This is a genomic window from Marinobacterium sp. xm-g-48, assembly GCF_013282925.1.
Classification (GTDB): domain Bacteria; phylum Pseudomonadota; class Gammaproteobacteria; order Pseudomonadales; family Balneatricaceae; genus Marinobacterium_E.
The window spans coordinates 370,244-382,645 of sequence record NZ_WBYQ01000002.1; the positions used below are offsets into that span (position 1 = coordinate 370,244).

15 protein-coding genes are annotated in these 12,402 nt (G+C 48.7%); 2 read left to right on the plus strand and 13 right to left on the minus strand.

Annotated elements, in window-relative coordinates; all coding sequences use genetic code 11:
• The first annotated feature begins 108 nt into the window (after nucleotides 1–108).
• Nucleotides 109–1,005: a prenyltransferase gene (locus tag XMG48_RS05660; protein ID WP_173481084.1), complete on the plus strand. Its 897-nt coding sequence runs from the start codon at nucleotides 109–111 to the stop codon at nucleotides 1,003–1,005.
• A gap of 207 nt (nucleotides 1,006–1,212) precedes the next feature.
• Here the strand turns inward: XMG48_RS05660 and XMG48_RS05665 are convergent, their stop codons facing one another.
• The 11 genes from XMG48_RS05665 to recQ form a co-directional block, all read right to left on the minus strand.
• Nucleotides 1,213–1,644 carry a hypothetical protein gene (locus XMG48_RS05665; RefSeq protein ID WP_173481085.1) on the minus strand — a complete coding sequence of 144 codons (432 nt, stop codon included), beginning with the start codon at nucleotides 1,642–1,644 and terminating at the stop codon, nucleotides 1,213–1,215.
• 11 nt (nucleotides 1,645–1,655) lie between these two features.
• A complete protein-coding gene (gene soxA, locus XMG48_RS05670) occupies nucleotides 1,656–2,516 on the minus strand; it encodes a sulfur oxidation c-type cytochrome SoxA (RefSeq protein WP_173481086.1) in 861 nt (286 codons plus the stop codon).
• Nucleotides 2,517–2,540: 24 nt separating this feature from the next.
• Nucleotides 2,541–2,852: a thiosulfate oxidation carrier complex protein SoxZ gene (gene soxZ / locus XMG48_RS05675; protein WP_173481087.1), complete on the minus strand. Its 312-nt coding sequence runs from the start codon at nucleotides 2,850–2,852 to the stop codon at nucleotides 2,541–2,543.
• Nucleotides 2,853–2,879: 27 nt separating this feature from the next.
• Entirely contained in the window at nucleotides 2,880–3,332 is a 453-nt protein-coding gene (soxY, locus tag XMG48_RS05680) for a thiosulfate oxidation carrier protein SoxY (RefSeq protein WP_254442920.1), read from the minus strand.
• Nucleotides 3,333–3,363: 31 nt separating this feature from the next.
• Complete coding sequence (gene soxX / locus XMG48_RS05685) at nucleotides 3,364–3,720, minus strand: sulfur oxidation c-type cytochrome SoxX (protein WP_173481089.1); 357 nt, start codon at nucleotides 3,718–3,720, stop codon at nucleotides 3,364–3,366.
• Nucleotides 3,721–3,802: 82 nt separating this feature from the next.
• Nucleotides 3,803–4,831: a c-type cytochrome gene (locus XMG48_RS05690; RefSeq protein ID WP_173481090.1), complete on the minus strand. Its 1,029-nt coding sequence runs from the start codon at nucleotides 4,829–4,831 to the stop codon at nucleotides 3,803–3,805.
• Nucleotides 4,815–6,155, minus strand: a complete 1,341-nt coding sequence (soxC, locus tag XMG48_RS05695) for a sulfite dehydrogenase (RefSeq protein WP_173481091.1) — start codon at nucleotides 6,153–6,155, stop codon at nucleotides 4,815–4,817. The genes XMG48_RS05690 and soxC overlap by 17 nt, the downstream gene beginning before the upstream one ends.
• Before the next feature lie 291 nt (nucleotides 6,156–6,446).
• Nucleotides 6,447–7,379 carry a tRNA 2-thiocytidine(32) synthetase TtcA gene (gene ttcA / locus XMG48_RS05700; RefSeq protein WP_173481092.1) on the minus strand — a complete coding sequence of 311 codons (933 nt, stop codon included), beginning with the start codon at nucleotides 7,377–7,379 and terminating at the stop codon, nucleotides 6,447–6,449.
• A gap of 79 nt (nucleotides 7,380–7,458) precedes the next feature.
• Nucleotides 7,459–8,247, minus strand: a complete 789-nt coding sequence (locus XMG48_RS05705; RefSeq protein ID WP_173481093.1) for a hypothetical protein — start codon at nucleotides 8,245–8,247, stop codon at nucleotides 7,459–7,461.
• Complete coding sequence (locus XMG48_RS05710) at nucleotides 8,247–8,666, minus strand: YqaA family protein (protein ID WP_173481094.1); 420 nt, start codon at nucleotides 8,664–8,666, stop codon at nucleotides 8,247–8,249. Before XMG48_RS05710 ends, XMG48_RS05705 begins: the two co-directional genes overlap by 1 nt.
• Nucleotides 8,667–8,672: 6 nt before the next feature.
• Nucleotides 8,673–10,799 carry a DNA helicase RecQ gene (gene recQ, locus XMG48_RS05715; protein ID WP_173481172.1) on the minus strand — a complete coding sequence of 709 codons (2,127 nt, stop codon included), beginning with the start codon at nucleotides 10,797–10,799 and terminating at the stop codon, nucleotides 8,673–8,675.
• Nucleotides 10,800–10,898: 99 nt separating this feature from the next.
• Here recQ and XMG48_RS05720 point away from each other — a divergent pair, with 99 nt between their 5' ends.
• A complete protein-coding gene (locus tag XMG48_RS05720; RefSeq protein WP_173481095.1) occupies nucleotides 10,899–11,477 on the plus strand; it encodes a YecA family protein in 579 nt (192 codons plus the stop codon).
• A 21-nt stretch (nucleotides 11,478–11,498) separates the two neighbouring features.
• Here XMG48_RS05720 and XMG48_RS05725 read toward each other — a convergent pair whose 3' ends face one another.
• Nucleotides 11,499–11,897 (minus strand): VOC family protein, encoded by a 399-nt coding sequence (locus XMG48_RS05725; RefSeq protein WP_173481096.1) that lies wholly within the window; start codon nucleotides 11,895–11,897, stop codon nucleotides 11,499–11,501.
• Nucleotides 11,897–12,361, minus strand: a complete 465-nt coding sequence (locus XMG48_RS05730; RefSeq protein WP_173481097.1) for a glycine zipper 2TM domain-containing protein — start codon at nucleotides 12,359–12,361, stop codon at nucleotides 11,897–11,899. Before XMG48_RS05730 ends, XMG48_RS05725 begins: the two co-directional genes overlap by 1 nt.
• Nucleotides 12,362–12,402: the final 41 nt, after the last annotated feature.

Below are 12,402 nucleotides of genomic sequence, written 5' to 3' on the forward strand. Positions count from 1 at the left end.
GTTGGAGCGGTCTTGCAAAGGCCGCGATACTCATCCATCCAATCACATTCGCTTCGGCTTCGCCTAGATTCTACAATAGGGACACCAACCTTATAGAGGCTCCCAGCTGTGAACCGTCGAATTGCCACTCTGATTGCGACTGCACGACCCAACTTCTTAATCCTTACCTTCGTCTGTGTCTTGTTAGGCATCGCAACGGCGAGCCAGGTCACATCCATAAATCTTGGATTAGCTGCACTAGTTCTTATCACTGCGCTATTGGCTCACATAAGCGTCAACATGCTCAATGAGTACCATGACTACTGCTCAGGCTTAGACTTAACCACTGATCGAACCCCCTTCAGTGGCGGCAGTGGTGCGCTTCCCAGCCATCCTGAGTCTGCTAAAGAGGTTAAAAGTGTCGCATTAACACTGCTTTCACTGTGCACGCTGTCTGGGCTCTATTTAATGCAACAGAACCTTGCTCTGTTAATGCCTTTGGGGATTTTGGGTCTCTTTATTGTTTTAACCTACACCCCGGTACTGAACAGACACCCAATCGCTTGCCTAATCTCTGCGGGAATTGGCTTTGGACCGATCATGGTTTTGGGGACTCACATGAGCCTGACAGGCGGTCTGACAGAACAGGCGGTGCTAGCGTCCATCATCCCACTCTGTCTGGTGAATAACTTACTGCTATTAAATCAATACCCGGATATCGATGCAGACAGTGCCTCAGGCCGATATCACCTGCTCATCGCTTATGGACGCCATACCGGCGCCAAGGTATACACCCTATTTAACGCGGTTATGATCGCTGGGATGGTACTGCTTATTCAGACAGTGGGAACAGATCTATTTGGGCTACTACTTACTGGGGCTGTTTCAATAGCCGCGATCGGGCTCTCTATTTTGGTTTTAAACAATGCCGCTAATCAGACGAAACTCAATCAATTGATGGGCCCCAATGTTGCGCTCACACTGGCTACACCTACGATGTTATCGATCTTAATGATGTGGAGTTAAGGCAAAAAAATGGGGCCAAAGGCCCCAAAGATCACTGCGAAAACGGTTAAATCATTCACAAGAAGAGAGTGATAAATCACGCTCTGGAAAGATGTAAGTATCATAGCACCATTATTACCAAAAACAATAACCTAATCACAAAATGTCATATAAAATTTTGGCACAAAAAAACCCGGCACAATAACCGGGTTTTTGTAAGGAATATGATTAGTTCAACGGAGGAACTGCATCAATCCAATGTTTTTCAGCGTAGTCACGCTGCTCTACACCCTTACGTGCTTGGTAGTGAGCACGAGCAGCAAGATCCATTGCTTTCTGGAATTCACCAGCAGCAATCGCCTCTTTAGACTCTTTCAAGTACTTTTTAGTATCACGCCAAGCAAAGCCTGCTTCTTGTGACTCTTTGTACTTAGCCTTAGCAGCATCGAATAGTGCTTGAGCATTTTCAGCGTTAGCTGGTTTCGATGCCAAAGCTTCTTCGATTGTCTGTGTGCTGTACTTCTTGCCGTTCCATTCAAACGTGCCGTTAGCACCTTGAAGGGCACGAGCTGCATCAAATGCTTCACTGAAGCTTTGAGCAGAAGCCATAGAGCTCAGTGTAAGTGCAGCAACAGCTGCGATCGAAATGATCTTTTTCATCTGTTTGCCCCTTACTTACGTGCGCCAGGACCGTTAACGATGAGACCGTTAGACATGTAAGTCTGGAAGTACTCAAGGTTACGGAAAGTTTCGCTTTGTGGCTTCAAGTACTCTGAACGAGAGTCACGGTGACAGCCTTCGTAACGACGGTGTAGTGTACCGATGTTACCCCATTTAGAACGTACTACAGGGAAGTGTGTAGTGTGACCTAGCGCTGGGCTTGGAAGGTCGGCACGAACCAAACGGTTAGTACCAGTCAAATGACAGTCAGCACATGATAGGTTCAACTGACCACGCTTAGAGTAGAAGAACTTTTTACCATCTAGGTAAGCCGCTTTCGCCTCATCGTTTGGAATCTCAATTGCAAACTCGTTACCGCGTGAAGTGTAGGCCATGTATGCAGAGATCTCTGCAATAGCGCCCTTCTTCCAGCCTAGTGGTTTCTCACCGTTTGTCATACGACACTCGTTGATCGCCATCTCTAGAGTTACAACTGTTTTACGCTCGTCGTTCCAGTATGGGAAGTTTTGACGAATGCCAATACCACCGTTCTCGAAACAGTCAGCGTAACCTTTACCGTTTGCGAAAGGCGTATTGAATAGCTCTTCACCCTTTTCGAGGTCTAGCTCGTAAGGAGGGAACTCTTCAATCTCTTCCCACTGCGCACGAGACGCAGCGTCAACAGCATAGATACCGTTTACGTACTCACTCATTGGAGTGTCTGGGAAACGGTTTTTCATATATTCTTGCAGTGCAATGCGGTCAGCTTCTGGATCGACAGTTGCGACAGTAGCTCCCGTAGTTGCTGCCATTGCCATTTGGCTAGCAGCTGCAACACTCAAACCAAGTAGTGTGCTTTTTATTATATTCATGCGTCCTCCGTAAGCAGAGATCAATTACTTGATCTTTGCAGATTCGGTGCCAGTTGCGCCTGTGTTTTCAGACCAAGCAACAGATAGTTCTTCACCCTTAGCGCCACCTTCGAAAGTGAATGCTAGGTATGGGTTTTTAGAGATAGCTGTGTTTAGGTTCGCTTCAAACACGACTTTGCCGCCGTGAGAAACAGACACAGTATCCAGGAATTTAGCTGGGATAAGATTGCCATCTTTACCCTTCTGAAGACCTGTATCCATGTTGTGTTTAGCCATCATTTTAACGGTAGTTTTACCGCCACGTGCGCTAGCTTTAACTCGAAAAATCTTAGCCATTATACTTCTCCTAATCTAAACCGCTTATTAACCGCCACAGCCACCGATAGTGACTTTAACTTCTTTGGTAGCGCTGTAAGTCTTGCCACCAGCCTTAACAACTGCAGTTACGTTAGTTGTTTTACCCATGCGTACACGAGTAGACACGTCTGCAGCAGTACCAGCAGGGATACCGAACTCAGCCGCTAGAGGCGTTGGGTTCTGCTCTACAAAGATAGCCATTGATTCAACGTTAGCCAGCTTAGATTCAACTGATACAGGTACAACTGCACCGTTCTCAGCGATATCTGGAGCTTTCAACATTACGTCAGCACTTGCTTCTGCAGCGCTTCCGTATAGTGCGTTTAGCGCATCAGCTTGTGATTTTGCGTTAAATGCATCTTTATTCCATGCAGCAACTGCCACGCGTGGCATCATTGCACCTAGACCGATTAGCGCACCGCTTGCAGCGATCGCTTTTACAACTGTACGACGATTCATGCTCATTTTACTCCACCTAAATCGAGTCTAATTAGTACTGATAAATGTATTCTACGACTGCGTCGATTTCATCTTCTGTCAAAATATTATGCTTACCCATTGGTGGCATGATAGACAGAGGATTCTTCGCAGTAGCATCCCAAATTTGAGCACGAAGCTCAGCTTTATTTGGGTAGCGTGCTTTCATAGCAATAATCATAGGACCCTGGTTACCAGCTTGGTTGGTAATAGGATCTTGAATGTTGTGACAAGCAACACAGTTACCACGTGACTTACCGTGGTAGATTGCTTGGCCTTCTTTGATCATCGCTTCGCTATGTGAACCCGCGACTGCAGAACCGGTGAATGCTACACCTGCAACTGCTAGGGCTGAGATCAACTTTCGCATGGTCACTCCTTCAGTGATCGTGCACTTTCGTGCTTGTTATTATAAAAAACAGGGCGGCGTTAACCGCCCCGCCATCCGTCAATTATTGACTAGATTCTGCCATGTAGGCAACCGCATTAGCGACAGCTTCGTCAGATAGGTCCATACGACCACCTTTCGCTGGCATAATGCCGTTATCACCCTGGTAGCCATTGATCGCGTGGTCTACTAGGACATCCATACCTTGTGCGATACGTGCTTCCCATGCAGCCTGATCACCTAGCTTAGGTGCGCCTGCGATACCCATACCGTGACATGCGGCACAAGCACCTTCGTAAGTCGCCTTACCCTCTTTAGCAGCAGCTGATAGCTCAGCAGGCTTAGCAGAGTGAGACTCCTCTTCAACTTCAACACCCAGTGCTTTTAGACGCTCTTTCTCTTTCGCTTGCTCAAGAGCGTGTTGCTCTTCGTGAGAAGCGGCAGGACCGTCAGCACCTTCAACGAAGTGACCGACTGGGGTTACACCACCGATAGTACCGGTGATCATGATCGCATTAGGATCTTTACAGTCAGACATACAACGCGTGTTCTTAACATCAGGACGCGGATCTACGAAGAAATTCTCTTCGTTTGGCATCTTGATGTCAGCAAGGTTTTCATTTGTTAGTACGAAGTCATCTTCTACGATCTCGTTCATGTACAGAATGTACGCAGAGATTGCGTATGTCTCATTCGGAGTCAATGAACGTGGAGCCGTAAATGGCATCGCACGGTAGATGTAATCGTAAAGAGTCGAAGCGAAAGGCCAGTAAGAGCCTACAGTTTTAGTAGGACGGTCCTGAGCAAGAGTACCCTGACCACCTACAAGCACTGGCCAACGGCCTTCACCTTCACCAAATAGACCGTGACACACAGCACATTTAGCTTCGTAAAGACCTTCACCGTCTTCTACCGAACCTTCACCTACTGGAAGACCCATACCGTCAGGACGTACATCGATGTCCCAACCAGCGATCTCTTCAGCAGTCGCGGTACGACCGAAGCCGAATGATTCACCCGCGTTTACAGAACCAGCAACTAGTGAGCCGGCAACTGCAGCAGCAACTAGGGTTGGCTTAAGAGAGTTGAACATTCGAAACCTCCCCAGTGTTAGCAACTTTCCAAGTATGGATAGCGTTCTTGTGGTAGATAGACTCAACACCACGAACTTCACGAAGCTGCTTAAGTGTTGGCTGTACGTAACCTGTCTCATCGATCGCACGCGCTTGTAGCAACCATGGCTGACCATCCCACTTAGTCACAAGACTGAAGCGAGTCAGAGCTTTTTCAAGAACTAGACCTTTCAGGTTAGCTGGCGTCCAAGAGACACCGCCGTCGAACGAGATATCTACCTGTTTGATCTTACCACGACCAGACCATGCAAGACCTTCGATCTCGATCATGCCTGGGCTAAGGATTGGTTTTTCAGGACATGGGCTAGTGATAACCGAGTTAGTTTCCTGAACGAATGTAAATCGACGCGCACGGCCATCAGCCATGAGGTCTGTGTACTTAGACGTCTCTTCACGGTGGTGCCAAGGCTTATCACCGACTTCAAGACGACGAAGCCATTTAATAGAGGTATTACCTTCCCAACCTGGGTTAAGAAGACGAACTGGGTAACCCTGTTCTGGACGAAGCATCTCACCGTTCTGTGCGTAAACAATCAGAGCATCATCAAGACACTTCTCGATTGGGATAGAACGAGACATGTGCGCACCGTCAGCACCTTCAGCAAGTACCCACTTACCTTCTGGTTTAACGCCCGCTTCTTCAAGAAGAACGCGTAGAGGAACACCTGTCCACTCACAGCAGCTTAGCATGCCGTGTGTAAACTGAAGCGCTTCCATCTGCGCACCACGCCACTCCATACCACCGTTCGCTGGACACTCAAGGAACTTGATGTGCGACTCAGATGGGAAGCGCATTAGATCTTCCATAGTGAAGATCAGTGGGCGCTCAACAAGGCCGTGGATGATTAGACGGTGCTCTTCAGGATTAATTGTTGGAACACCACCGTGGTAGCGCTCGAACACAAGTCCGTTTGGCGTAATGATACCTTTCAGCTCGTGAAGAGGTGTCATTGAGATTGAAGAGATAGACTCAGCTGTCAACCAAGGTACGGTACGACGAACAACATCACTTTCGAATTTCGAAGGGTTGCCGTACGGGTATTCAATAACACCGTGACCTAGCTGCTTACCCCAAGTTGGCTCATTTGGTGGCAAGTTGTTTGAGTTAAGTAGAGCATCAGATGCCGTTGCAGTGCCTGCGACACTAGCAGCAGCAACACCGCCTACAGCAGCGATACCCTTGCGGAGAAAATCACGACGATCGTTAGTAGAGAGTCCTTCTGACTCGCTCGCAAGCTGGGACATTAGCTCACGTGTCGTCGGCCCTTTGATGATTTTGGCCATCAATTGCCTCCCGGCTGTTTGTGAATTATCAAAATTAGTTCTAGCGGAACGAATTCTACGTTCCCAATCACCATATATGCAAATTAATTATAGCTATATAAAGCTTTTAGCTATAACGAATCGATATAAGTCGGTTTAGTGACAATAAAATGACAGCCAAACCCACGGAACTACAAGGATTAACCTACCACACAGGAAACTTATGACCATCAATAAGCTATCGGCATTAGCCTAAAGGACTAGTGCGGTGCAACATAATAAAAATCGGGATTTTAGAAGATTTGCAGCCTTTTACAGGGAGGTGATTTCTATCTTTTCGACCACTTGAACGGCCGACTGTTTGTCAACTGTATCGGCGTGTGATGTAGTCAATTTTAGAATGGTTGACTCATCCTCAATACCGTGAGCATATCCGGTTTTGAGGGATTTAAAATCAAACAGCTGCTCATCGGCCAGATGCGACGGAACGACATTGCACATCGCCCTGAACATAGACTCAATACGACCCGGAAACTGCTTATCCCACTGATTCAACATCTCTTTAATGGATGCACGCTGCAGATTCTCTTGCGAGCCACACAAGTTGCAAGGAATGATCGGGAAGCCCTTTATCTCAGCGTACTCGGCAATATCCTTTTCACGCGAGTAGCTCAGCGGGCGTATCACCATATTTTTTCCATCATCTGAGACCAGCTTGGGCGGCATCCCCTTCAGCTTACCGCCATGGAACATGTTTAAGAACAGCGTCTCAATAATGTCATCACGGTGATGTCCTAGCGCTATCTTGTTGGCACCGATCTCATCTGCAAAGCCATACAGCGTGCCGCGGCGCAGACGCGAGCAGAGACCACAGGTGGTCTTGCCCTCAGGAATAACCGACTTAACCACCGAGTAGGTATCTTTCTCGATGATGTGGTACTCAATATCTAAAGAGTCGAGGTAGGCTGGAAGAATGTGTTCAGGGTATCCCGGCTGTTTCTGATCCATGTTGACGGCAACCAGATCAAAGTGGATCGGCGCACTTTTCTGTAGGTTGATCAGAATATCGAGAAGCGTGTAGGAGTCTTTACCACCGGACAGACAGACCATCACCTTATCGCCCTGCTCGATCATGTTGAAGGCCTCTATCGCCTGTCCCATTTCACGTCTGAGTCGCTTATGCAGCTTATTGAAGCGAAGCTTCTGCTTGCGATTGAGCTCATCTTGCTGGGTGTCGTCTTTCATGGTCTATCCGATCTAAATAATGTTTTGCCTAGTTAAATGGCGGCGCAAGTATAACGAAAAGGCAACAAAGCGACAGCCCTTACTGATCGCCTAACGCATCGAGCCAACCTATTTCACTGGCAGTCGCGGGCCCTATGTGAGCAAAACTCAAATCGGAGGGTAATACAGCCACTCCGGGCACAAGCGGAATCCTACCCCCCATCACCTCAGCTCGAGATTGAGGATAGAGCGGCACTTGAACAGGGTCGGCAAATCCATCCGGCCAAACCGGCTCAGCGGTTTCGGGATCATAACGATCCAAAGCCCCCAAAGTATGCAGCGCCTCATGGACCGCTACAAAGTGATTCAAGCCCTGAAAACGATCTGACGCGAAACCATTTACCAGCCCGATCCTACCCTTTTGCAAACCCAAGGAGTGTTTCATGGTGCTATTAAGCGTTGGTGAATAGTAGTTCATGAAGACACGAATAGTATTGTCATCCGCATCAAACTGATCATTCCCAGCCACCCACAAGCGCATTCGCAAACCCCACCATAGAGAGTCCAAAATACTCGCAGATTCTGGCGCTTCAGGCGGAAGTGACGTGACCACAGGATAGAGCTCGACCGACAGAGGCTTTTCAAGGGGAAGACCGTAGCGCCTAGACTCATCAGAGAAGAACTGCTCGATGTCGTTAAAATCGTCATCAGATAGCGTTGCAAGGTACTCTGCTGTTGCGATCGTTTGATCCGCATTCACAGGATAGATTCGCAGTGAGACCGGCTCTTGCCAATCGGGCGTTATCGACTCACTCTGCAAGCGATTGAGCCACAACACGAGCGCCAGCAACATCAGCGCAATATAGGAGATTGTCCGCCAACTCCACATCAGACAGCGACCTCAAGCGCCAGCCATGCGATGACAAAGTAGCGTATCGACTTTCCGATCAGTATAAACAGAAAACTGCTTAGCGGATTTAGGCGCAACCAACCAGCCATTAGACAGAGCGGATCTCCCACTACAGGTAACCAAGCCAGCAGCAGTATCACAGCACCGTATTTCCCTATCCAGCGTTTCGCTCTTTGATGCTGTGGCTTGTCCAACAGTGTCAGAGGGTATTTCAGAGCGATTAACCACCCCATAAAGAAGGAGAGCATCGATCCGGCCAAATTACCGACAATCGCAGTCAAGAGAAGTGGGTAGAAGTTCGCAGGGTTTTCAGCAACGTACCATGCCAGCAATAGCTCGGAACCACCGGGCAAAAGCGTTGAAGAGATAAATGCAGCGAGCAGTAACTCCCAAGCCATTCAACCCTACTCCATTGCTGCCTGAACGCAGCGTAATACGCCCAAACTGTAGACGTTAGAGAAGTGCTCAAAAACGGGTTTGAGTGACGCGCCATGTATACTTGAGCTTTCCAAAATCTGCTGCTCAATTTGACTGATCTCTGATAGAGGCAGTTCAACCACGTCCGTTAACGCGAGATCACCCAAAGCGATCCAGTGCGCCAGAATATTGAACACCTGCTGTTCGGATAGATGAATCTGCCTAGCCACTTGATCGGTGGTCATGCCAGCACGATAGAGCTGTAGCACCTCCTCCTTCTGGTAATCCACCTCTTTCTCGCGTTCATTGGAGAGCGACTCGTTAATAACCTCTAGGAAGGCATCGCCGTAGAGTTCCAGTTTACGATCACCAATCCCAGATATACGACGCATCTGAATCAGCGAGGTTGGTTTGCGCTCCACCATCTCCATCAAGGTAGCATCATGGAAGATGACATAAGGTGGCACATTTTGTTCGTCAGAGAGCTGTTTACGACAGGCTCGGAGACCTTCCCAGAGTTTAAAGTCCTGATCATCCAGCTGCATCTCTGGTTTACGAGAGCGCCCACTGGCCATCGATGTGCGCAACTTGCGTTTATCTTTGCGTAACTGGATCTCCGTCTCGCCTTTCAGCAACGGACGGCATTTCTCAGCTAAGGAGAGCGAACCATGCTCTGCAGATACTTGTACCAACCCTTGAGCCACCAGCTGTCGAAACACTGATCGCCAGGTGTTTTTATCGATCTCTTTACCAATACCCCAAACCGAGAGCTTATCGAGACCGCGATCACGCGAACGATCCGAATGTTCCGCATGTAAAATTTCGATAATCGCATTAACGCCAAACTGCTGACCGGAACGATAAATAGCCGACAGCGCTTTCCGAGCCGCCTCTGTACCATCCCATACCTCGGGGGGTTCTAGGCAGTTGTCACAGTTACCACAGGGCTGGTGCTCTGTCTCACCAAAATAGGAGAGCAACACCTGACGTCGACAACTGGTGATCTCACACAGCCCCAACATCGCCTCAAGCTTTTGTCGCTCTATACGCTTCTGCTCATCAGGCGCCTGCCCTGATTCCAACATCTGCCTTTGAAAGATCACATCCTGAAGGCCATAAACCATCCAAGCGTTGGCCGGCTCACCGTCTCGACCGGCACGACCGGTCTCTTGATAGTAGGCCTCTACCGATTTCGGTAGATCCAGATGAGCCACGAAACGAACATTGGGCTTATCGATCCCCATACCAAAAGCGATCGTCGCGACCATAATCACCCCCTCCTCCGTCAGGAATCGGTGCTGATGATGCTCACGCAGTTGTGCATTCAATCCGGCATGGTAAGGCAGTGCATTAAAACCCTTTTCAGATAGCCAAGCGGCAGTATCTTCCACACGCTTGCGGGACATGCAGTAGACCACACCGGCATCCTGGGCATGCTCGGTGCGAATAAAGTTGAGAAGCTGCTCCCTTGCACGATCCTTCTGCATGATGCGATAGCGAATATTGGGACGATCGAACCCCTTAATAAAGACACGACCGGTCTGAAGTTGCAGTTTATCAATGATCTCCTGCTGAGTTCGAGCATCCGCCGTGGCGGTCAGCGCCACCCGAGGCACATTAGGGAAACGTTCCGCTAGAGAACCTAATTGAAGATACTCAGGTCTAAAGTCATGCCCCCATTGCGAGACACAGTGCGCTTCATCAATCGCAAACAGAGCAAGTTGTGATTGCTGCAACAGTGACAGGGTTCTTGGTTGAAGAAGGCGCTCGGGTGCGACATAAAGCAGATCCAGCTCACCATTTAACAGCGCCTGCTCTGTGGCCTGTAACTGGTTAAAATCGATGGCCGAATTGAGACAACCTGCGCGTATACCTAACTGTGACAGCGCACTGACTTGATCTTGCATCAAAGCGATCAGCGGCGACACCACCACCCCAACACCCGATCTGACAAGAGCGGGTAGCTGATAACAGAGGGATTTACCTCCGCCAGTCGGCATAATCACGAGTGCATCCTGCCCCTCTAACAGGGTCTCTACGACGGACTGCTGCGGATCACGAAACTCATTAAAACCGAAGGTGTGTAACAGTTGATGGCGGGCTTGTTCAATCATGCGCTCATTATCGGATATGCCGTGGATTAAGTCACTCAAACATAGGCACTTAATCGAGATCGGGGTACAATTAAAAGATTCAATCTATGGAAAACAGTAATGAATCAAAGTGTAGCTCTAATTAGCGAAGACGAACTGGATCAACTAGAGAACTTTTTAGACTCTGAAGCGGTGGCAGAGACCGCTCTTGATCTAGTCGGTGCACACGGGCTTTTATGCGCTCTTAATATCGCACCTGAAAAAGTCGACGAGTCGACGTGGATGACGCTTATCTTCGACGAGAAGCCTAACTGGAGTAGCGCAGAGCAACAGGCAGAAATAGAGAACCTGTTGAGAAAATTGAACTCTACCATCGCCAACGATCTCTACAGCGATCAGGAAATCTACCTGCCTTGTGATCTCAGCCTTGAAACTGACGAAGAGGATGAGATTCCTGAGATCACACTCTGGGCTGAAGCCTTTATGGAAGGCGTTTTCAGCAATGAAGAGGCCTGGTTTAGTGATGACGAAGAGTCGGTGGCCGGCCTTCTACTACCGATTATGGTCGCATCCGATCTATTCGATGAAGGTGAAGTAAAAGATATTCGTAAAGATCGCGCGTTAAGCGAAGAGATGTGTGAACAGATCCCAGAAATCCTGATCGATCTCTACCTACAGTTTAACGCACCAGAGAAGTAGACCTCTCTTCAAAGGATTCAGTTAGGCCTGCTCGTACAACTCTAACGGCAGGTCATCCGGATCAGCAAAAAAGAGAAAACGCTTGCCGGTATAAGGGTCAACCCTTACCGGCTCATGCCCTACCCCATTGTCAGCCAACCATTCGACCCACACCTCAATATCGCTTACGGCGAAGGCCAAATGGCGCAACCCCTGAGCTTCAGGGTAACTCAAACGTTGCGGAGCTCCGGGCATTGAGAAGAGTTCAACCTGGCCACCATCCGGTAGCGCTAGATCAAGCTTGTAAGAGTCACGCTCAGCTCGATAATTCTCATCCAATACCGTCAATCCAAGAAGTTCTGTGTAGAACTGCTTGGATCGTTGGTAGTCACTGCAGATAATCGCCGCGTGATGAATCGAGTTGAGCTTAGGCTGCTTCATTAATAGCTGACACGAACGATATTGCCAGAGCGCAACACACGAACCTTATCGCCCGGTCTGAAGAAGAGATTGTTCTGCACACCCTGGACGATGGAGATGCGACCACCCTTATCCATTAACAACTGAATCTCTTGCCCTTGAGTTTGTGAGCTGTTCTCTTGGATTTTAGAACCAGCAATACCGCCGGCTACTGCACCCAAGACCGTCGCAATAGATGATCCTTTACCGCCACCAATGGTTGAGCCTGCAATACCACCGACAATAGCACCAGCACCCACACCAACAGGATTGTTAGGATCACCATTAATGATCACCGGTGTCACCTGCTCGACAGTCGCGTACTCAACCGTCTGAACCTGGCGTGCATCGGCAGCGGTGTAGGCTGTTCCTTGCAGGTTCTGCTGCATACAACCAGTTAATGCAACTGCGGCCACTGCACCAATCAACACTCTATTCATTCGCATAACAGACTCCCAATCGTTATTGATAGATTAAGCTTAGACAG

Coding starts and splice junctions, on each gene's coding strand:
- XMG48_RS05710 (WP_173481094.1), bottom strand. CDS start 8,666: ATGGCTTGGGAGTTACTGCTCGCTGCATTTATCTCTTCAACGCTTTTG.
- soxA (WP_173481086.1), bottom strand. CDS start 2,516: ATGAATATAATAAAAAGCACACTACTTGGTTTGAGTGTTGCAGCTGCT.
- soxZ (WP_173481087.1), bottom strand. CDS start 2,852: ATGGCTAAGATTTTTCGAGTTAAAGCTAGCGCACGTGGCGGTAAAACT.
- XMG48_RS05705 (WP_173481093.1), bottom strand. CDS start 8,247: ATGTGGAGTTGGCGGACAATCTCCTATATTGCGCTGATGTTGCTGGCG.
- ttcA (WP_173481092.1), bottom strand. CDS start 7,379: ATGAAAGACGACACCCAGCAAGATGAGCTCAATCGCAAGCAGAAGCTT.
- XMG48_RS05725 (WP_173481096.1), bottom strand. CDS start 11,897: ATGAAGCAGCCTAAGCTCAACTCGATTCATCACGCGGCGATTATCTGC.
- XMG48_RS05720 (WP_173481095.1), top strand. CDS start 10,899: ATGAATCAAAGTGTAGCTCTAATTAGCGAAGACGAACTGGATCAACTA.
- soxY (WP_254442920.1), bottom strand. CDS start 3,332: ATGAATCGTCGTACAGTTGTAAAAGCGATCGCTGCAAGCGGTGCGCTA.
- soxC (WP_173481091.1), bottom strand. CDS start 6,155: ATGGCCAAAATCATCAAAGGGCCGACGACACGTGAGCTAATGTCCCAG.
- soxX (WP_173481089.1), bottom strand. CDS start 3,720: ATGCGAAAGTTGATCTCAGCCCTAGCAGTTGCAGGTGTAGCATTCACC.
- XMG48_RS05730 (WP_173481097.1), bottom strand. CDS start 12,361: ATGCGAATGAATAGAGTGTTGATTGGTGCAGTGGCCGCAGTTGCATTA.
- XMG48_RS05665 (WP_173481085.1), bottom strand. CDS start 1,644: ATGAAAAAGATCATTTCGATCGCAGCTGTTGCTGCACTTACACTGAGC.
- XMG48_RS05690 (WP_173481090.1), bottom strand. CDS start 4,831: ATGTTCAACTCTCTTAAGCCAACCCTAGTTGCTGCTGCAGTTGCCGGC.
- recQ (WP_173481172.1), bottom strand. CDS start 10,799: ATGATTGAACAAGCCCGCCATCAACTGTTACACACCTTCGGTTTTAAT.